Here is an 18430-nt window from a genome sequence, read left to right on the forward strand (position 1 = left end):
GCTGTTGGAGACGATGCGCCCGGGCCAGCCGACGCCCGGCGCGGTGGGTCGGGCCGGTCCGGGCGCGCACGAGGAGCTGGCCGACCCGGGTGACCTCGGGCGGCGGCAGCGGCACGAGCTGTGGATGCGCCGGGCCCTGGAGGTCGCCGTCACCGGCCCGACGGCCGGCGACGACGCGGGCCCGGCCGACGTGGACGACGTGCCGGTGGGCGCGGTGCTCTACGGCCCGGACGGCACCGAGCTGGCCATCGGGCGCAACGAGCGGGAGTTGACCGGCGACCCCACCGCCCACGCCGAGGTGCTTGCCCTGCGCCGTGCGGCCGAGCGCACCGGCCGGTGGCGACTGGACGGCTGCACCCTGGTGGTCACCCTGGAGCCGTGCACCATGTGCGCGGGCGCGCTGGTGCTGGCCCGGATCTCCACAGTCGTCTTCGGCGCCTGGGAGCCCAAGACCGGTGCCGCCGGCTCCCTCTGGGACGTCCTGCGCGACCGCCGGCTCAACCACCGCCCCGAGGTCTACGGCGGCGTGTTGGAGACCGAGACCGCAGCCGTCCTGCGCGCCTTCTTCCGCTGAACGCGCCCTCTTCCGCCCAGGCCGCCCGACGTGACCGGCGCGCGCCGCCTGCTCGCGGCTCCACCGCTGGCTCGGCTCGGCTCGGTTCGTCGCAGCGCGGCGTGGCGCGTCGCAGCGCTGCGCTGCGTGGCGCGTCGCGTCGGCAGGGGCCGTGCGCCAACGAGCGTGATGACTCTGCGGCATCAATATGCCTGTGAGTCATCACGCTCATTGGCGGCGCTGCGGCCCTGAGGGTCAGGCGATGATCGTGTCGAGCGCGATCTCGACCATCTGGCTGAACGTCTGCTCGCGCTCCTCCGAGGTGGTCTTCTCGCCGGTCTTGATGTGGTCGCTGACGGTCAGCACGGTCAGCGCGCGGGCCTTGAAGCGGGCGGCGATCGTGTAGAGCGCCGCCGACTCCATCTCCACCGCCAGCACGCCGTAGTCGGCGAGCGTGTCGTAGAGGTCCGGCCGGTCGGTGTAGAAGGCGTCCGCCGCCAGGATCGGGCCGACGTGCATGCTGATGCCGCGCCGCTCGGCCACCTCGACCGAGGTACGCAGCAGACCGAAGTCGGCCACCGGGGCGTAGTCGATCAGCCCGTCGAAGCGCATCCGGTTCATGTTCGAGTCGGTGGACGACCCGATCGCCGCGACCACGTCGCGCAGTTGCAGGTCGGTGCTGAGGGCACCGCAGGAACCGCCGCGGATCAGCGTCTTCACGCCGTACTCGTTGATCAGTTCGTGGGCGTAGATGGAGGCCGACGGCATGCCCATGCCGGAGCCCTGGACCGAGACCTCGACGCCGTTCCAGCGGCCGGTGAAGCCCAGCATGCCCCGAACCGTCGAGTAGCAGGTCGCGCCCTCGAGGTAGGTCTCCGCGATCCACTTGGCCCGCAGGGGGTCACCCGGCATCAGGACCCGCTCGGCGATCTCGCCCGGCTTCGCGCCGATGTGCGTACTCATGGCAAAGATCCTGCCAGGCCGGCCCGGGCGATACCGGTTCGGCGTCCGAACCGGCGGTCCTGTACCCTCGTCGGCGGTGGCGTGTCCGAGCGGCCTAAGGAGCACGCCTCGAAAGCGTGTGAGGGTTAACGCCCTCCGAGGGTTCAAATCCCTCCGCCACCGCTCTGTAGTGCAGAAACGCCCGGTCGATCCGCGAGGATCGACCGGGCGTTTCCGCGTCAGAGCTGCTGCTCGCCGCCGTCGACGAAGAGCTCGCCGCCGGTCATGAAGCTGCTCTGGTCGGAGGCGAGGAAGAGCGCGGCGTTGGCGATCTCGTCCGGGTGGGCCATGCGCTGCATGGGCACGCCCGAGGCGATGGCCTTCAGCAGCCCGGGAGCCTCCGCGGGGCTGGGCGCGAGGCCCGCGAGTCCCGGTGTTTCGGTCGAGCCGGGCACCAGGGTGTTGACCCGGATCTTCCGGCCGATCAGCTCGGCGGCCCAGGTCCGCCCGAACGAGCGGATGGCCGCCTTGGACGCGGCGTAGACGCTGAACGCCGGGGTGCCGTTGCTGGCGGCGGTCGAGCCGGTGAGCACGATCGACGCACCCTCGTTGAGCAGGGGCAGGGCCTTCTGCACGGTGAAGATGGTGCCGTAGATGTTGGTGTCGAAGGTGGTGGCGACGTGCTCGACCGTGATCGAGTCGAGGGAACGGAACTCCCCACCGCCGGCGTTGGCGAACACCACGTCCAGCCCGGCGCCCCGCTCCTCGATCGCCCGCATGACCCGGTCCAGGTCGTCGAGCTTGCTGACATCGCTGGCGATGCCGGTGACGTTGGCGCCGATGCTGGCCACGGCCTCGTCCACCGGGCCCTTACGGCGGCCGGTGATGAAGACGTACGCGCCTTCGGCGGCGAAGCGGCGGGCGGTGGCCAGGCCGATGCCCGTGGTGCCCCCGGTGACGAGGGCGGTCTTGCCGTCGAGCTGTCCCACGATTGATCTCCCTCATGAATTGTGTACCGAGCGGTACTGATCCGACCGTAGCAACCGCTGACCCGCGCCGCAAATTTCTGTACCGATCGGTTCAGGCGCGGGTAGGATGAGTCGCGGGAGGTGGTGGTTCGTGCCACAACGAGGGCGACCGCGCGGCTTCGACGCCGACGAGGCGCTGGAGCGCGCGCTGGAGGTGTTCTGGCGCCAGGGGTACGAGGGCGCCTCGATGAGCGACCTCACCGCCGCCATGGGCATCAACAAGCCCAGCCTCTACGCCGCCTTCGGCAGCAAGGAGGAGTTGTTCCGCAAGGCCGTGACCCGCTACGCCGAACAGGACATGGAGTACGCGCGGCACGCTTTCGCCCAACCCACCGCGTACGAGGTCGTCGCCACTCTGCTGCGCGAGAACGTGCTCGCCGTGACCCGGCCCGACCGGCCGGCCGGGTGCCTGTCGATCCAGGGCGGCACCGCCTGCTCCAGCGAGAACGCGGCTGTCGCCGGGTTCCTCGCCAGCAGTCGCCTGGCCGGTGAGCTCGCTCTCGCCGACCGGTTCACCCGCGCCGTCGCCGAGGGCGACCTACCCGCCGACGCCGATCCGGCCGCGCTCGCCCGCTTCGTCATGAGCGTCACCGAGGGGCAGGCGATTCACGCCGCTGCCGGGGTTGCTCGGGAAGATCTGCGTCAGACGGCCGAGATCGCGCTCGCCGGGTTCGCCGCCGTCTCGGGTGCGCGCCCGCCCGCGCATGTCGACCCTGGTCAGGGCGTGTCTTAGAAGTCCGGATCACGCCGGGATCCGAATCCCACCGCCACCGCTCGTAGAGGCGAGAACGCCCGGCCGATCCGTGGGGATCGGCCGGGCGTTCCGCTTGGGCCCTCAGCCCAGGTCGGACTGCCGACCCACCGGCGTCAGGACTGCGGCAGGATGCCGACGTCCACCGTGGTCTCGGCGCCGTCCCGCACCTCGACCTGGGCGCTCAGACCGTAGGGGTAGTAGCCGCCGACATAGGTGACGATGTCCGAGTCGGTGGCGTCGTCGCCCGTGTCGGGCGTGGTGAACCGGGTGGTGCTGCCGTCCGACAGGATGACCTTCACGGCGTACCGCCCCGGCTTCAGGCGTCCGCCCCAGTACGTGCCGGTGACCGTGTTGGTGTAGATGCCCTGCCAGTCCCACGGCAGCGAGCCCGTCTCCGGTACGACGGTCAGCCCGGTGATCTTGTCGAAGGCCAACGGCTCTCCGGCGTCACGCTGGCCGTCACCGTCGACGTCGAGCCAGACGCGGCCGACGACGGCCCCCTCGGCGATGTAGGTGACGGTGTCCGAGGCGCTGTTGTTGTCGGTCGACGACTCCTGCGTGCTCGCGGAGGCGGTCACGGAGAAGGTCAGCGGGCCGGGCGGCGTCCCGGGCTGGGCCCGCAGCCGTACCTGCAGACTGAGCAGGTCCGTGCCGATGTCCCAGTGCGCGCGGGAGCATTCGACGGCACGGTCGCCCGTCCCCTGTACCGCGCAGGTCCAGGCGGGGTTGCCGGCGTCGACGGAGAGGAACTCGACGGTCGGCGGGAGGGGGAGTCGGATCACGACGCCTTCGGAAGGGCTGCCGCCCTCGGTGCCGATGGACGTCGACACCTCGAACTCCTGGTTCGCGCGCAGGTCCTCCGTGGCGACCACGTCGAGGCCGTAGACGTTGAGGTCACCCGGCTGAGGCTGGACGTACGTGAAGGTGACCGTGTCGCTGTTGTTGTCCAGCGTCCGCTCCGTCGCCATGGTCGACACCGAGCCGGTCACCGTCCGGGTGTCACCCACCGCGCCGGCCGGGAAGTACGGGTAGAAGTTGAAGTACGCGGTCTGGCCGGGCCGGATTTCCTGGTCGTTCTCGCAGACCCAGGTCGAGGTAGAGAAGTCACACGCCCAGTCCGGGTCGCTCCCGGTCCACGGACCGGCGTACGCGCCCGGTGGCATGTGGAACGTGAAGCGGGCGCCGGGGGCGCTGACCGTACCCACGTTCGTCGCCCAGGCGCCCACGGAAGCGCGTCCGCCGTTGCCGCCCAGTGCGGAGATGTCGGTCTCCCACTTCTGGAAGGAGAAGGCGAGGTCGGGCTTCGCCGCGTACCTGATGGTGGCGGCGCTGCTGTTGTTGGTGGTGGACGACTCGCGGCTGCGCGTGGCGGCCGTGGCGGAGACGGTCACCGCCTGACCGTCCGTGCCCGAGGGTACGGTCGCCCAGAGGTCGAACCGGGTGCTGGCGCGGGCGGCGAGGTCGCCCGACGCGCACCTGGCGGTGGCCGTGTCGCACGTCCAACCGTTGAGCGCGTCGCCCGCGCTCAGGGTGACGCCGGCCGGCATCTGCAGTTTCACGGTCAGACCGGTGGCCTCGGTGCCCCCCGCGTTCTGGACCGAGACCTGAAGGCGGACGCGTCCACCAGCCGGGGCGACTTCGCCAGGATCGGCGAGCAGGCCCAGGACGATGTCGGCCGGCCTGGGCGGAGCGGCAGCCGCACCAGCCGGAAGGGCGGTGAGCATCGACGCGACGACAGCGGTGGTGAGGGCCCCGGTTCGCAGCGTTCGGCGGACCGTGGGATGGAACATGTGGTTGGCCATGTCTTCCTTGTCTTGCTCCGGGAACAGGGAAGGACGGGGACGCGTGCTGGAGACGGTCACCGGGCCGGCGGGGATCTTAAGCCGGCCGATATCTCAGGCGTCCTCGTAGCCGAGAGGGTTACACCCACCTACGACACGTTCAGCAGGGAGCAGCGCCCTCGTCGAAGAGTCGGCGGGCCCAATCGGCGTACCCGGCGATGGTTTTTCGGACCGTGCGCCCGTCGTGCAGGAACAGGTACGCGCGGTCGCCGCTGCGGGCGAGCAGCCCGTCGAGCCGGTGCGTCCCCTGTGGAGCGGGCAGTCGCGTGACGGACGGGTAGCGGGCCCAGACCTCGTCGACCGGCGAGCCGGCGGTGATGCCCTCCGGTGTGCGCATCGGGTCACCGACCCAGAGCAGCACCAACCTGTCCTCGATGAAGACCGGGCTGACCGTGTCGTGGCCGGTGAGCACCGGTCCACAGGCGTCCTGGTCGGTACGCAGGACGCCCCGGCGGGTCAGCTCGGCCTCGGTGTCGCCGAACTCGATGTTGCGCAGGCCGTTCAGGTCAATGACCTCGACGTTGCCGGCGGGTCGGTTCGGTGGCATCGGGCCGGGCGGTGGCGGGCCGCTGCCCGCGATCGAGGCGGCGGTCAGCAGCATGGCAATAAACGCGAATTGTCGCAATTTCATGGAATCCCCCAGTCCCCAACGGGACGGGGCCGCTCAGGTTGCTGCCCGTCGCCGGATTACTGGTTTTCCCACTGCTCGACAAGCTCGTCCCAGTAGTCGGCGCTGAGTCGCCGCCGTCCGTGCGCCAGCCAGCCGTCGGTGTTGCGCTCCAGGTGCAACCCCACCTCGGCGAACGGGTCGATCCACGCTCCCCGCTCGACGCCGAGCTGAACCAACGCCGCGTTGATCGGCCACTCCTCGCGCGGCGCGTCGAGGACGTCGTCGAAGCGCGGCCCCCAGGACAGCGCGCCGCCCAGCCACACCGCGGCCGACTGGTGACCGATGCCACCGCCGAACTCGGCCTCCACGTACGCCACCGGCCCCGACCGCGACCAGGAGGCCACCAGGTCGGCAAGCGCTGGCGACAGCACCAGCTCGAACGGGTGCGCGGCGCTGCGGTCGTCGGTCGCGTAATCCGGCAGCGAACCGGTCAGCTCCACCACCAACTGCGGCGTGATCGGCAGCAGCGCGAAATCCTGCCGCAGCTCGCCGAGGACCGCGTGATCCAGCTCGACGGTGTGCTCGCGGAGCAGGTCCGCGTCCGCGACCACCGCGCTGAGCTGGTAACCCATCGAACCCTCCGCCGTCCACAGCCTGTGGATAGAACATGTGTACGACGGTTCTCCGGGGTGCCGCCGGTGAGGGGAACGGTACCGGTGTCGCCGGCGATCCGAAGCGGTCAGACCCGTCCCGGCGGCACCGCGACGGCCCGCACGGTGTCGGCGAGCAGTTGTGGATGGGAGAGCATCGGATGATGGCCGGTGGGTAGCTCGACGGTCCGGGTCGCGCGGGCCGCCTGGAGGCGTTGCAGAGTGGGCGGCGTGGCGCGGTCCTCGGCGCAGACGACAGCCGTCGACGGCAGGTGACGCCAACCCGCATGCCCGACCACGGCGGTGAGCACTGACGCCTCCTGCCGGGTCAGGCGGGCGACCGCCCCCTCGACGGCTTGCTCGTCGCAGTCCTGAAGGAACAGTTCGCGCACCAACTCACGCCGTACGCCGAACGTGCCGTTCGGGGAGAAGTCCAGGTAGGGGGCCGGCTCCGCCGGGCCCAGGTGAGCCAGGGCCTGCCCGACGTCCGGCAGGAACGAGCTGACGTACACCAGATGAGCGACCTCGCCGGCGTCGGCGGCCTCGGTCGCGACCACCCCGCCGTAGGAATGCCCCACCAGCACCGCCGGGCCGACCTCGCGCAGCACCCGTCGGGTCTCGGCGACGTCCGCCGCGAAGTCGGGCTCGGCGCCCGCCACCTCGCCACAGCTCGGCAGCCGGACCGCGACGCTGTCCAGGCCGTCGGCGCGCAGCGCGGCGGCGACCCGCCGCCACCACCACTCCCCGTCGCGGACGCAGGCGCCATGCACGAAGACCACCCTCATTGCCGTCTCCCGTCCGCGAGGCCGCGCTGGGTCGCCCCGCCATCGATGATCCGTTGACACCAGTGCAGATCTTGGACAGTTTCCGTTCGCCTGTAACGGAAACTGTCCAAGATCTGCGGCGGTGAGCCCTCCGCGGGCGTCAGGCGCGGCGGGCGAGCTGGGTGACGAACGCCCGCCACGCCGTCGGCGCGAAGGCGAGCGCCGGACCGCTCGGGTCCTTGGAATCGCGTACGCCAATCACGCCGGGCAGGTTGTCGGCGACCTCGACGCAGTTGCCGCTGCTGCGACTGCTCTTGCGCCACTGCGCGCCGTTCAGCTCCATGTCTCCGCCACTTCCGTCATCAGATCGACCGACTGCCAGTGCGACAGCGCCTCGCCGCGCACGTTCTCCCATGCCGCCATCATGGCCGCGATGTCGTCGGGGTCGCTAGCCACTTGTCAGGGTCGCCAGATGGTGACGCCCACGTCCTGGCGGCGCTCGGCGAAGAGGCCGTCTCGCGCCGCCGTCGTCAGAAGGTCGCGCAGGTCGGCCTCGAAGGCGGGGAGCCGGTCGCCGAACAGGTGCGGCGCCGAACTGGACAGCGAGAACACCGCCGAGGTCACCTCGTCCACCGACCGTTCCACGACCATCCCCTGCTCGACGGTCAGTCGGGTGGGGCCGGCGAAGCCCGCCGCCAGCATGATCTCCGCTTCGCCCCCGGGGGTGCCGGCGGGCAGTGCTCCCCGACCGGCCCGGCGGATCGGCCCCAGGTAACGCGCGACCAGCTCGTCGATCTGCGGCCAGGGCGGTCGCGGGTAGGGCAACCTGTCGTCGCCGTTCACGCCCTGGTGGGTGTTGGCGCTGACGTGGACCCAGGCCCCGTCGGGCGCGAGCATGTCGCGGACCCGCCGGGCCACCAGCGGCCGGTCCATCCAGTGGTACGACTGGGCGAACGTGGCCACCCGGAACGTACCCAGGTCGGCCGGCAACTCCTCGGCGCGCAGGTGCCGCCACTCGACGGTGATGACCCCGGCCTCGCTGGCCCACCGCTGCGCCTCGGTGAGCATGTCCCGGTCGGCGTCCACCCCCACCGCCACCTCGAACAGGGGCGCCAGCAGCAACGTCAACGACCCCGGGCCACAACCGACGTCCAGGAGGTGGCCGGTGCCGTCCAGGTCGAGCGCGCTGCCGATGGTCTCAGCGAGTTCCCGCGGGTACGGCCACCGGCCCACGCTGTAGTGGCGGGCGCTGCCCGCGTACAACGTCTCGTCCCACTCCCACGCGGTCTCCGCCATGGCGTCGATGACACCACAACAAAAACGCCCAGCCGACCTGTTATCGGTCTGCTGGGCGTTGCTGCTGCTCAGGCGAGCGGAGGATACGAGATTCGAACTCGTGAGGGTGTAAACCCAACACGCTTTCCAAGCGTGCGCCCTAGGCCTCTAGGCGAATCCTCCGCGAGCCAGGATACAGGCCCCCGTCGGTCGGGCCACCCCACCACCCCCTGAAGATCGACGAGCCGTCGGGTAGGGTTGGGCTCACCTCCCGTGCGGCGGTATCTCGTGAACCTCCCCAGGGCCGGAAGGCAGCAAGGATAAGCGAGCTCTGCCGGGTGCACGGGAGGCCTTTTTGTCTCCGGGGCCTTGATCCACTCCAGGTCGCCGATGTGGGGCTGTTCTGGGCCGTGGATACCGCCACGTCGCCGAGATGGAGTCGATCAAGCGCGGCAACCCGGGGTAACCCAAGCTGCCCGGCGGGGTGGGTGGTCACCCGCGCCCGACCGGCGCAGAATGGCTCGGTCGAGAGGAGGCGGGACGAGTGACGCTGGCGCTCTACCGCAAGTACCGGCCACGTACCTTCGCCGAGGTCATCGGGCAGGAACACGTCACCGAGCCGTTGTCGCAGGCGCTGCGCAGCGGCCGGCTCAACCACGCCTACCTCTTCTCCGGCCCCCGTGGCTGCGGCAAGACCTCCAGCGCCCGGATCCTCGCGCGCTCGCTCAACTGTGAGCAGGGCCCCACTCCCGAGCCGTGCGGCAAGTGTGAGTCGTGCCGCTCACTGGCCATCGACGGCGCCGGCTCCATCGACGTGATCGAGATCGACGCGGCCAGCCACGGTGGTGTCGACGATGCCCGTGAGCTGCGCGAGCGCGCGTTCTTCGCGCCAGCCAGCAGCCGCTTCAAGATCTACGTGATCGACGAGGCGCACATGGTCTCGACCCAGGGCTTCAACGCCCTGCTCAAGCTCGTCGAGGAGCCCCCGGAGTACGTCAAGTTCATCTTCGCCACCACCGAGCCGGAGAAGGTCCTCGGCACGATCCGGTCGCGGACCCACCACTACCCGTTCCGGCTGATCCCGCCGAAGATCCTCCGCCCGTACCTGGAGCAGCTCACCCAGGCCGAGGGCGTCGCCGTCGAACCGGCGGTCTTCCCGCTTGTGGTTCGCGCCGGTGGGGGCAGCGCCCGGGACAGCCTCTCCGTGCTCGACCAGCTCATCGCCGGCGCCGGTCCCGAGGGCGTCAGCTACGCCCGTGCCGCCGCGCTGCTCGGGGTCACCGACGCCGCGCTGATCGACGAGATGTGCGACGCGCTGGCCGCCGGTGACGGCGCCGCCGCGTACGCCACCGTCGACCGGGTCGCCGAGGCCGGGCACGACCCGCGCCGGTTCGCCTCCGACCTGCTGGAACGGCTGCGCGACCTCATCGTGCTCCAGCAGGTGCCGGACGCCGCCGCGAAGGGCCTCATCGACGGCCCCGCCGACCAGATCGAGCGGATGGCCGCCCAGGCGTCCCAGCTCGGCCCGGCCACGCTCTCCCGCTGCGCCGACATCGTGCACGACGGCCTGGTGGAGATGCGCGGCACCACCGCGCCCCGCCTGCTGCTGGAGCTGATCTGCGCCAGGATGCTGCTGCCCGGCGTGGACGACTCCGCAGGCGGCCTCCTCCAGCGCCTCGAACGGATGGAACGCCGGCTCACCCTGGGCGGCACCGACGCGCCGTCGGCCACCGCCGGCTCCGCGTCAGCAGCCCCCCAAGGAGTACGCCCACAGCACGCCCCTCCGATCCCGGCTGCCGCCACCCCGGCGCCCGTGAACGCCCCGACCTCCGCACCGCCGTGGGACGTCGACCCGACCGCGTCCCCGACCCCTGGCGCTCGGGCCGCCGACGCCGCCGGCTCGGGCGTGGTGGGTTCGGGTGCCGCCGGCTCGGGCGCTCGCGTTTCCGGCGCACCGGCCTCGTACGCGCCCTCGGGCGCCGACTCACCGATTCCGGCCTCACCCGGTGCGTCGACCTCCGCTGACCCGGCCACCGCACCCGTCTCGCCCGCCGGACCGGGCACGCCCCCGCGTCGCGTGGTGCCGCCGTCGGCCGTGCTGCCCGACCCGGCGACACCCGTGCCGCCTCGCCCCGGTGCGCCGGCCGCCGCACTGGACGCGGTGGCCGTCCGCCGGGTCTGGCCCGACGTGGTCGGCAAGGTCAACCGGACCAACAAGCGGATCGCCGCCCTCATGCGCGACGCGGTGGTGCGGGAACTCGACGGCGACATGCTGGTGCTGACGGTGAAGTCCACAGTGCTGGCCAAGATGATGGCCGACCACGCGGCGGTGCTCACCGACGCGCTCTACGAGGAGCTGGGCGGACGCTGGCAGATCCGCTGCGAGGTGGCCGGCGAGCGGGGTGGCGTGGCGCTGTCCGGCCCGCCGCGCTCCCAGCCGGCCGCGCCACTCCGCCCGACCGCTACCACGCAGCCAACCGCGCCGACCCCGGCCGCGCCGTCCGCTGCCCCGCAGTCCTCCGCGCCGACCTCGAACGCGCCGACCGCTGCCCCGCAGCCGACCGCGCCGACCCCGGCCGCGCCGACCGCTGCCCCGCAGTCGACTGCCTCGACCTCGACCGCGCCGATGGCTGCCCCGCAGTCGACTGCGCCGACGCCGACCGCTGCCCCGCAGTCGACTGCGTCGGCCCCGACCGTGCCGACCACTGCCGCGCAGCAGTCCATGCCGACCCCGGGCACGCCGGCCCCGACCCCGGCCGCGCCGGCTGCCGCCGCGCCGACTGCTCCGGCGGATGTCCGATCTGCCCCCACGAACACGTCTCCGGCCTCGGTGAACACGGCCGCCCCGGCTGGCGCGACGAACACCCCGGCGGCTGCTGACGACGAGGACGACTGGCCGGAGGCTGCGCGCCCCGGTGGCAGTGCTCCCGCCGCCCCGGCGACCGATGACGAGGACTGGCCGGAGGCCGCCCGACCGGGCGGCACCGCGGTGGACGACAGCGACTCCGCCTCGGGCGGCGCATCCGCACCCGCGTCGACAAGCGTGAACGGTGCCGACGCGGCCCACACCAGATCGAACGGCGCCGCGAACGGTTTCGGCCCGGGGGTGAACGGGGGTGGCCCCGGCGGCTCCGGCTCGGTGACCGGTAAGCCGGACGCCCGGGCGGGCAACCCGACGCCGGGGGCCCGGCAGCCGGCGTCAGCCGGTGGCGCACCGGTGAGCAGCGCCATCGCCGCCGCACGAGCGGCGGCGGCGGGGCGCGGTACGCGTACCGCATCGGCGGCCCGGCCCGTCGCGGACGCCGAATGGGCCGGCGAACCGCCTTACGACCCGGACTTCGACGGCCCGCAGCGCGGTAGGCGCCCGGGTGGCGGGGCGTCGGCGGCGGTACCGACCTATGAGGGGTTCGACCCGGGCGACGAACCGTTGGACGAGGTCATCGACGAGAAGACGGCCCGGGAGTCCAGCGAGGAACAGGCGGTACGGCTGCTCCGGGAGACCTTCGGCGCCGAGAAGATCGACGAGGTGGACGCCCGCTGACACCCGGCCCGTCGATCATGAAGCGATGTGGCTCGCGGGTTCCTGGGCGACGTTAACGGGTGGGGTTTCGGCGAGCAGGGCACCCAGGCAGCAGGCCCACACGGGAAAGGGCAGCACCGCCACGCGTTCCATGCCGCCCACGCCGATCCCGAGGCCCTGCTGGGCGAAGAACAGCACAGTCCCCGCCAGCGCGGTCAGCCCGGCGGCAAGGGTGAGCGCTCGCCACCGGCCGAGCATCGTGGTGTGCGGGGCGAAGCCGGCGAGGAGCAGCCCGATGTTGCCCAGGCCCATGATCAGGAACGCGCCGAGGACGTGCCGGTTCTCGTCGACGTCCGCCGGATAGAGGGCCACCAGGGCGTACCCACCGGCAGACAGCAGCAGCAGCGTCTGCGCCGAGCGCACCACCGCGCCGCGACCGAGTAACCGCCAGGTCAGCAGGAGCCCGGCGGCGAGCAGCACGGCGGTGGCCAGGATCGCGGCATTCATCAACGGGTGCCAGGGGGAGCAGACGTACCGGGGCCGGGTGGTGTCCCAGCTGCCGCAGTGGACGTTGCCGAGGTCGCTGATGTTGTGGCTGGCCCAGCTGTAGGCCGGCTCGCGCCAACGCAGGCCGGTGACCAGGCTGGCGACGAGGAAGACAGGTGCGGCGACCACCCAGCACAGTGCGCCGACCCGGCCCGTGGGGTTGAGGTTCATGCTGTCGAGCAGACCAGCGCGGGGGGTGCCGACGCACTACCCGCAGATGGCCGGTTCCCGGTGGTGCCAGCCATACCTCGCGGGTCGTCCGAGCGGGCGGCGGTAAAGCGCCGGCACGGCCCGGCGTGGGCGGACGCACCGGGCGGGGCGGGGTCGGTCCCAGCGGTTAGGCTGGTCGGCGGCCGAGCAGACGAGTGCGAGAAGGAGCCATCCGTGCGCCCAGGTGGACAGCCGAACATGCAGCAGATGCTGAAGCAGGCGCAGAAGATGCAGCAGCAGATCGCCGCCGCCCAGGCCGAGCTGGCCGAGGCCGAGCTGACCGGCACGGCCGGCGGAGGGCTGGTCACCGCTACCGTCTCCGGCTCCGGTGACCTGAAGTCCATCAAGATCGACCCGAAGGCCGTCGACCCGGACGACGTGGAGACGCTTGAGGACCTGGTGGTCGCGGCCGTGCACAACGCCGCCGAGGCCGCGCGCGAGTTGACCGAGCGCAAGATGGGTCCGGTCGCCGGCGGCATGGGCGGCCTCGGCCTGCCCGGTTTCTGAGCCGGCAGATGTACGAAGGCGCCATCCAGGATCTGATCGACGAGCTGGGACGACTGCCGGGCGTGGGCCCGAAGAGCGCCCAGCGGATCGCGTTCCACGTCCTGTCGGCCGACCCGGCCGACGTCAACCGGCTGGCCGGCGCGCTGCGCAAGGTCAAGGAGCTGGTGCGCTTCTGCACGACCTGTTACAACGTGGCCGAGTCCGAGCAGTGCCGGATCTGCCGCGATCAGCGCCGCACTGACGAGGTGCTGTGCGTGGTGGAGGAGCCCAAGGACGTGGTGGCCATCGAGCGGACCGGTGAGTTTCGCGGTCGCTACCACGTGCTCGGCGGTGCGATCAATCCGCTGGAGGGGATCGGCCCGGACAATCTGCGCATCCGGGAGCTGATGACCCGGCTGAGCGGCGGGGCGGTCCGGGAGTTGATCCTGGCCACCGACCCGAACACGGAGGGCGAGGCGACCGCCACCTATCTGGCGCTGATGGTGAAGCCGATGGGGATCGCGGTGACCCGGCTGGCCAGTGGGCTGCCCGTCGGCGGCGATCTGGAGTACGCCGACGAGATCACCCTGGGCCGGGCCTTCGAGGGGCGCCGAGCCGTCTGACGCCGTACGCCGTCGGGGTGGTCGGCGGCCGGTACAACTGAGGTGACTCCGGTGGGTCCGTGCGACGAGCGCGGGCCCACCGGCGTACCTCAGGGAGGTGGCAAGTGGCGAGGCAGCGGCCGGCCCGGCAGTCCTGGGCCCCGGCGGTGCTGGTGGCCGTGGTGGCGCTTGCCTTCGCCGGCGTCCTCGGGGCGATCGAGGTGGGAAGCCGACGAATGGCCGCGGACACCCGTGCCGGGGAAGCCGAGGCCGAAGCCGCGGTGACCCGGAACGCCCAGGCGTACGGCGCGGCGGTGGTCGCCACCGGTGATCCGGCGCCGACCGACGAACGGTTGGCGGCGGTCGCGGAGGGCACCCAGGTCGAGGTGCAGGAGGTCCGCCGGGCACCTGACCCCCTGGTGGTGACCGTGTACGGTTCCGCCCCTTTCGGCGTGGTGTTCGGAGTGAGTCACGTGAACGCCTGCCACCGCGTGACCTTCCACGACCTGGGCACGGCCACGGCGGGTTCGGCCGTCGAGCGGTTGGCCGACTGCCCACCGCCGGTGGCCTGGCCGTCGCCCTCCTGACGCACCCCGGGGTCGTCGACGACAGGCGTCGACGGCTGGCGTCGTGGCGTCGGATTCATGTGTCGCTCGATGTATTCCCCGTGCCGTCGACTGTCAGACGTCCGCACAAGGTGTCGGCTTGGTAGCGATTGCCTGACGGCCGTTCCGCTTCCGGTGTTACATGTCATAGCCTCCCGCACACGGACCGAGCCACAGCTCGGCGTGGTCATGCGCATGACAGAGGTGAGAGATGCAGGCGAGAAGGCTTAAATCGGCCATGGCCATCGCGGCCGTTGCCGCTCTGGCGGTCGGCGCGGCCGGCTGCGCGAAGAGCGATCGCGACGGCGACAGTGGCGAGGCCAAGACCGGCGGCACCTTCATCTTCGCGGGTGCCGGTGACCCGAAGAACTTCGATCCGATCTTCAACGATGACGGTGAGTCGTTCCGGCCGGTCCGGCAGATGTTCGACACCCTGGTGAGCCACAAGCCGGGCACCGCGGAGCTGACCGGCGGCCTGGCCGAGAGCTGGGAGCACGACCCGACCGGTAAGGTCTGGACCTTCAAGCTGCGGCAGGGCGTGAAGTTCCACGACGGCACCCCCTTCAACGCGGCGGCGGTCTGCTACAACTTCGACCGCTGGTACAACATGCAGGGCGCCGCGGCCCAGGCGAACATGATCTATTACATGGACGTCTTCGGCGGCTTCGCGAAGAACGAGGCTGAGGGCGCCAGCGAGTCGATCTACGACAAGTGCGAGGCCAAGGACGACGGCACCGCCGTCCTCTCGCTCAAGAAGTACAAGGGTGCCTTCCCGGGTGCCTTCGCGCTCACCTCGCTCTCGATCGCGAGCCCCGAGGCGCTGAAGAAGTACGACGCCAACACGGTGAAGCAGAACGGCGACTCGTTCGCGTACAGCGCGTTCGCCAACGAGCACCCGGTCGGCACCGGCCCGTTCACCTTCGGTGGCTGGGACAAGACCAAGGGCGAGATCACCCTCAACCGGAACCCGGACTACTTCGGTGAGAAGGCCAAGGTCGACAAGATGATCATCAAGATCATCAAGGACGAGAACACCCGCAAGCAGGAGCTGCGCGCCGGTACCGTCCAGGGCATCGACTTCCCGGCCCCGGCCGACACCAAGGCGCTCTCCGACGAGGGCTTCCAGGTCATCGCCCGCCCGGCGTTCAACATCCTCTACCTGGGCATCAACCAGAAGAACCCGAAGCTCAAGGACCTGCGGGTGCGGCAGGCGATCGCCTACGCGCTCAACCGCCAGCAGCTCGCACAGACCAAGGGCCCGACCGGCGCCAAGGTCGCCGACGAGTTCATGCCGGACACCGTGCTCGGCTACGCCCCGGACGTGCAGAAGTACGAGTACAACCCGGACAAGGCCAAGCAGCTCCTCAAGGAGGCCGGCGCCGAGGGCCTGACGCTGAACTTCTACTACCCGCCGGACGTCTCCCGGCCGTACATGCCGAACCCGCAGGAGATCTTCACCATCCTCGCCAACGACCTCCAGGCCGTGGGGATCAAGGTCAACGGCGTTCCTCGCCCGTGGAACGGCGGCTTCAAGGACGACGTGCAGACGTTCGGCAAGCAGGACCTGCACATCCTCGGCTGGACGGGTGACTACAACGACCCGGGCAACTTCGTCGGCACGTTCTTCGGCCGGGGCAAGGCCGAGTTCGGCGACCAGGGCATGACCGAGATGTTCGACGCGATCGCCAAGGCCGACGGCACCGTCGACGACGCTGGCAAGAAGGCCGCCTGGGAGCAGGTCAACCGGGACATCGCCGCCAAGTGGCTGCCGGCCGTGCCGGTCTGGCACGCGCCGCCGGCGATCGTCGTCACCAAGGACGTCGAGGGCCTGAAGGCCAGCCCGCTGACTGACGAGCGGTTCAACACCGTCAGCGTCAAGAAGTGACGTCAATCGGCTGACGCCGTAGGCGGAATCGGCCCGGGTTGGGGGTTTCCCCCGCCCGGGCCGATTCCGCGACTATCGAGAGTCTGGTGTGTGAGAGATGTTGCGAGTGATAGTCCGCCGCCTGCTACAGCTGGTGGTGACGCTGATAGCCCTGTCAGCGCTGATCTTCGTCTGGTTGCGGAACCTGCCCGGTGGCCCGGTCGACGCGCTGCTCGGTGAACGGGCGACCCCCGAGACCCGTGCCCTGCTGACCAAGGCGCTCGGTTACGACCAGCCGATCCTCGTGCAGTACGGCAAGTTCATGCAGCGGATCCTCACCGGTGACTTCGGCAACTCGATCCGCACCGGCGACCCCGTCACCGAAGTGATCAGCCGGGCTTTCCCGGCCACCGTGGAGCTCGCCCTCACGGCGATGCTCATCGCGGTCGGGCTGGGCGTCCCACTGGGTTATCTCGCCGCCCGCTGGCGCGGCCGGCTCCTCGACCACCTGACGGTGGTGGGCACGCTGCTCGGCGTCTCGATCCCGATCTTCTTCCTGGGCTACCTGCTCAAGGACGTCTTCACCCAGAACATCCACTGGTTCCCGCCGTCCGGCCGGGTCAGCATCGGGTTGGACAACACCAACATCACCGGCTTCTTCGTCCTGGACAGCCTGCTCACCCGGGAGTTCGACGCCACCGCCGACGCGCTCTGGCACCTGATCCTCCCGGCGTTCACGCTCGCCACGATCCCGCTGGCGGTCATCGTCCGGATGACCCGCGCCAGCGTGCTGGACGTGCTCAACGAGGACTACGTACGCACGGCCGAGGCCAAGGGCCTGCGGCAGCGCACTGTCCGGGGCCGGCACATCCTGCGCAACGCGCTCCTGCCGGTGGTCACGACCATCGGCCTCCAGACCGGCGCGCTCCTGTCCGGCGCGGTCCTCACCGAGAAGGTCTACAACTGGGGTGGCCTCGGCACGCTGATCACCGACTCGATCACGGGCAGCCGCGACTACCCGATCCTCCAGGCGCTGATCCTGCTGTCCGCCCTGGTCTTCGTGGTGGTCAATCTGGTGGTTGACCTCTCCTACGCCTTCATCGACCCGAGGGTGCGTGTGCGATGACCGAACCAACCACGCAGGCCGGTGCCCCGGCTCCCCGCAGCAGCAAGGAGCAGGCGTCCGACGCGGGCCGTAACCGCCTCAGTGACCGTAAGAAGGCTCGCCTGGACGAGCTGGCGCAGTCGACCGCCGCCCCCGGCGGCGTGAGCCTGTTCCGCGACGCGTTCCGTCGGTTGCGCCGCAACCCGGCGGCCATCGTGGGCGCCATCATCATCGCGCTCTTCGTGTTGGTGGCGATCTTCGCGCCGTTGATCGCCCCGCACGACCCGGTGCAGCGCTTCGACGCGCTGACTGACCAGCTCACCCCGAACAACATCGCCGGGCCCATGGACGGCTTCCCCCTCGGTTCCGACGAGCTGGGCCGGGACCTGCTGTCCCGCCTGGTCTACGGCAGCCGGCAGACCCTTTTCGTCGGTGTCCTCGCCACCCTCATCGGGCTCACCATCGGCGTGGTGTTGGGCGCGATCGCCGGCGCCGTCGGCGGTTGGCTGGACAACATCCTCATGCGGATCACCGACGTGATGCTGGCCCTGCCCGCCCTGCTGCTGGCGATCACCCTGGTCGCCCTGGCCAGCAAGTCGAGCCAGTGGACGGTCATCATGGCGGTGGCCATCGTCAACGTGCCGATCTTCGCCCGGTTGCTGCGCGGCTCGATGCTCGCCCAGCGGGAGAGCGATCACGTGCTGGCCGCGCGGGCGCTGGGCGTCAAGCAGCGCAGCATCGTGCTGCGGCACATGCTGCCCAACGCCATGACCGCGGTGATCGTGCAGGCGACGCTGACGCTGTCCGTCGCGATCATCGAGGCCGCGTCGCTGTCGTTCCTCGGCCTCGGCGACCCCGATCGGGACCGGGCCGAGTGGGGCGCGATGCTCGGCGACGCCGGCGTGCGCTACTTCGAGGTACGCCCCGAACTGGCCTACTACCCGGCGTTGGCGATCATCGTGGTGGCGCTTGGCTTCACCCTGTTCGGTGAGGCGATGCGCGAGGCCATCGACCCGAAGAACCGGCGGTGACCGCCGTGTGTGCATCGCGAGCGATGAACCACAGCAGTGAGGAA

At 70.8% G+C, this 18430-nt stretch carries 18 protein-coding genes, 2 tRNA genes, 1 other RNA gene and 1 pseudogene; 11 read left to right on the forward strand and 11 right to left on the reverse strand.

The annotated features are described in order from the left end of the window. The first annotated feature begins 13 nt into the window (after positions 1 to 13). Positions 14 to 574 (forward strand): nucleoside deaminase, encoded by a 561-nt coding sequence (locus B0E54_RS10845; RefSeq protein ID WP_234583304.1) that lies wholly within the window; start codon positions 14 to 16, stop codon positions 572 to 574. A gap of 234 nt (positions 575 to 808) precedes the next feature. On the opposite strand, the gene deoD is transcribed toward B0E54_RS10845, so the two are convergent. Then, the gene (gene deoD, locus B0E54_RS10850) at positions 809 to 1516 is read right to left on the reverse strand and encodes a purine-nucleoside phosphorylase (RefSeq protein ID WP_234583234.1); all 708 of its coding nucleotides are present in this window, start codon (positions 1514 to 1516) and stop codon (positions 809 to 811) included. A 75-nt stretch (positions 1517 to 1591) separates the two neighbouring features. Between deoD and B0E54_RS10855 the strand changes: the two genes are divergently transcribed. Next, positions 1592 to 1678, forward strand: a tRNA-Ser gene (locus B0E54_RS10855). Positions 1679 to 1734: 56 nt separating this feature from the next. On the opposite strand, the gene B0E54_RS10860 is transcribed toward B0E54_RS10855, so the two are convergent. Beyond that, the gene (locus B0E54_RS10860) at positions 1735 to 2484 is read right to left on the reverse strand and encodes an SDR family oxidoreductase (RefSeq protein WP_234583235.1); all 750 of its coding nucleotides are present in this window, start codon (positions 2482 to 2484) and stop codon (positions 1735 to 1737) included. A gap of 130 nt (positions 2485 to 2614) precedes the next feature. On the opposite strand from B0E54_RS10860, the gene B0E54_RS10865 reads away from it, so the two are divergent. Next, a complete protein-coding gene (locus B0E54_RS10865) occupies positions 2615 to 3256 on the forward strand; it encodes a TetR/AcrR family transcriptional regulator (RefSeq protein WP_234583236.1) in 642 nt (213 codons plus the stop codon). A 134-nt stretch (positions 3257 to 3390) separates the two neighbouring features. On the opposite strand, the gene B0E54_RS10870 is transcribed toward B0E54_RS10865, so the two are convergent. The 8 genes and pseudogenes from B0E54_RS10870 to B0E54_RS10900 form a co-directional block, all read right to left on the reverse strand. Next, positions 3391 to 5079 (reverse strand): SdrD B-like domain-containing protein, encoded by a 1689-nt coding sequence (locus tag B0E54_RS10870; RefSeq protein WP_234583237.1) that lies wholly within the window; start codon positions 5077 to 5079, stop codon positions 3391 to 3393. A gap of 139 nt (positions 5080 to 5218) precedes the next feature. After that, the gene (locus B0E54_RS10875; RefSeq protein ID WP_308195347.1) at positions 5219 to 5713 is read right to left on the reverse strand and encodes a hypothetical protein; all 495 of its coding nucleotides are present in this window, start codon (positions 5711 to 5713) and stop codon (positions 5219 to 5221) included. Between the two features lie 92 nt (positions 5714 to 5805). After that, a complete protein-coding gene (locus B0E54_RS10880; RefSeq protein WP_234583239.1) occupies positions 5806 to 6360 on the reverse strand; it encodes a hypothetical protein in 555 nt (184 codons plus the stop codon). Positions 6361 to 6467: 107 nt separating this feature from the next. Beyond that, positions 6468 to 7163 carry an alpha/beta hydrolase gene (locus tag B0E54_RS10885; RefSeq protein WP_234583240.1) on the reverse strand — a complete coding sequence of 232 codons (696 nt, stop codon included), beginning with the start codon at positions 7161 to 7163 and terminating at the stop codon, positions 6468 to 6470. Between the two features lie 139 nt (positions 7164 to 7302). Further along, a complete protein-coding gene (locus B0E54_RS10890; protein WP_234583241.1) occupies positions 7303 to 7485 on the reverse strand; it encodes a DUF397 domain-containing protein in 183 nt (60 codons plus the stop codon). Further along, a pseudogene (locus B0E54_RS32430) lies at positions 7476 to 7592 on the reverse strand (XRE family transcriptional regulator); the annotation flags it as partial. The gene B0E54_RS10890 and the pseudogene B0E54_RS32430, both read right to left, overlap by 10 nt. A 9-nt stretch (positions 7593 to 7601) precedes the next feature. Then, positions 7602 to 8438 carry a class I SAM-dependent methyltransferase gene (locus B0E54_RS10895; protein WP_234583242.1) on the reverse strand — a complete coding sequence of 279 codons (837 nt, stop codon included), beginning with the start codon at positions 8436 to 8438 and terminating at the stop codon, positions 7602 to 7604. Between the two features lie 77 nt (positions 8439 to 8515). Beyond that, positions 8516 to 8600: transfer RNA gene (locus B0E54_RS10900), tRNA-Ser, on the reverse strand. A gap of 82 nt (positions 8601 to 8682) precedes the next feature. Between B0E54_RS10900 and ffs the strand changes: the two genes are divergently transcribed. Next, an RNA gene (gene ffs / locus B0E54_RS10905) (signal recognition particle sRNA small type) lies at positions 8683 to 8772 on the forward strand. A 189-nt stretch (positions 8773 to 8961) separates the two neighbouring features. Next, entirely contained in the window at positions 8962 to 11958 is a 2997-nt protein-coding gene (locus tag B0E54_RS10910) for a DNA polymerase III subunit gamma and tau (protein ID WP_234583243.1), read from the forward strand. Positions 11959 to 11973: 15 nt separating this feature from the next. Here the strand turns inward: B0E54_RS10910 and B0E54_RS10915 are convergent, their stop codons facing one another. Continuing rightward, on the reverse strand, positions 11974 to 12654 hold the full coding sequence (locus tag B0E54_RS10915; RefSeq protein WP_234583244.1) for a DUF998 domain-containing protein: 681 nt from the start codon (positions 12652 to 12654) through the stop codon (positions 11974 to 11976). A gap of 237 nt (positions 12655 to 12891) precedes the next feature. On the opposite strand from B0E54_RS10915, the gene B0E54_RS10920 reads away from it, so the two are divergent. From B0E54_RS10920 to B0E54_RS10945, 6 genes are all read left to right on the forward strand, one after another. Further along, on the forward strand, positions 12892 to 13200 hold the full coding sequence (locus B0E54_RS10920; protein WP_234583305.1) for a YbaB/EbfC family nucleoid-associated protein: 309 nt from the start codon (positions 12892 to 12894) through the stop codon (positions 13198 to 13200). Between the two features lie 8 nt (positions 13201 to 13208). After that, positions 13209 to 13802, forward strand: coding sequence for a recombination mediator RecR (recR, locus tag B0E54_RS10925; protein ID WP_234583245.1), 594 nt, complete (start codon positions 13209 to 13211; stop codon positions 13800 to 13802). Positions 13803 to 13906: 104 nt separating this feature from the next. Further along, positions 13907 to 14368, forward strand: coding sequence for a hypothetical protein (locus tag B0E54_RS10930; RefSeq protein ID WP_234583246.1), 462 nt, complete (start codon positions 13907 to 13909; stop codon positions 14366 to 14368). Positions 14369 to 14597: 229 nt separating this feature from the next. Further along, on the forward strand, positions 14598 to 16271 hold the full coding sequence (locus B0E54_RS10935) for an ABC transporter substrate-binding protein (protein WP_234583247.1): 1674 nt from the start codon (positions 14598 to 14600) through the stop codon (positions 16269 to 16271). 97 nt (positions 16272 to 16368) lie between these two features. Continuing rightward, on the forward strand, positions 16369 to 17376 hold the full coding sequence (locus tag B0E54_RS10940; RefSeq protein WP_234583248.1) for an ABC transporter permease: 1008 nt from the start codon (positions 16369 to 16371) through the stop codon (positions 17374 to 17376). After that, positions 17373 to 18386: an ABC transporter permease gene (locus tag B0E54_RS10945; RefSeq protein ID WP_234583249.1), complete on the forward strand. Its 1014-nt coding sequence runs from the start codon at positions 17373 to 17375 to the stop codon at positions 18384 to 18386. The genes B0E54_RS10940 and B0E54_RS10945 overlap by 4 nt, the downstream gene beginning before the upstream one ends. Positions 18387 to 18430 lie beyond the last annotated feature (44 nt).

It is taken from the genome of Micromonospora sp. MH99 (assembly GCF_021442385.1).
Lineage (GTDB): Bacteria > Actinomycetota > Actinomycetes > Mycobacteriales > Micromonosporaceae > Micromonospora.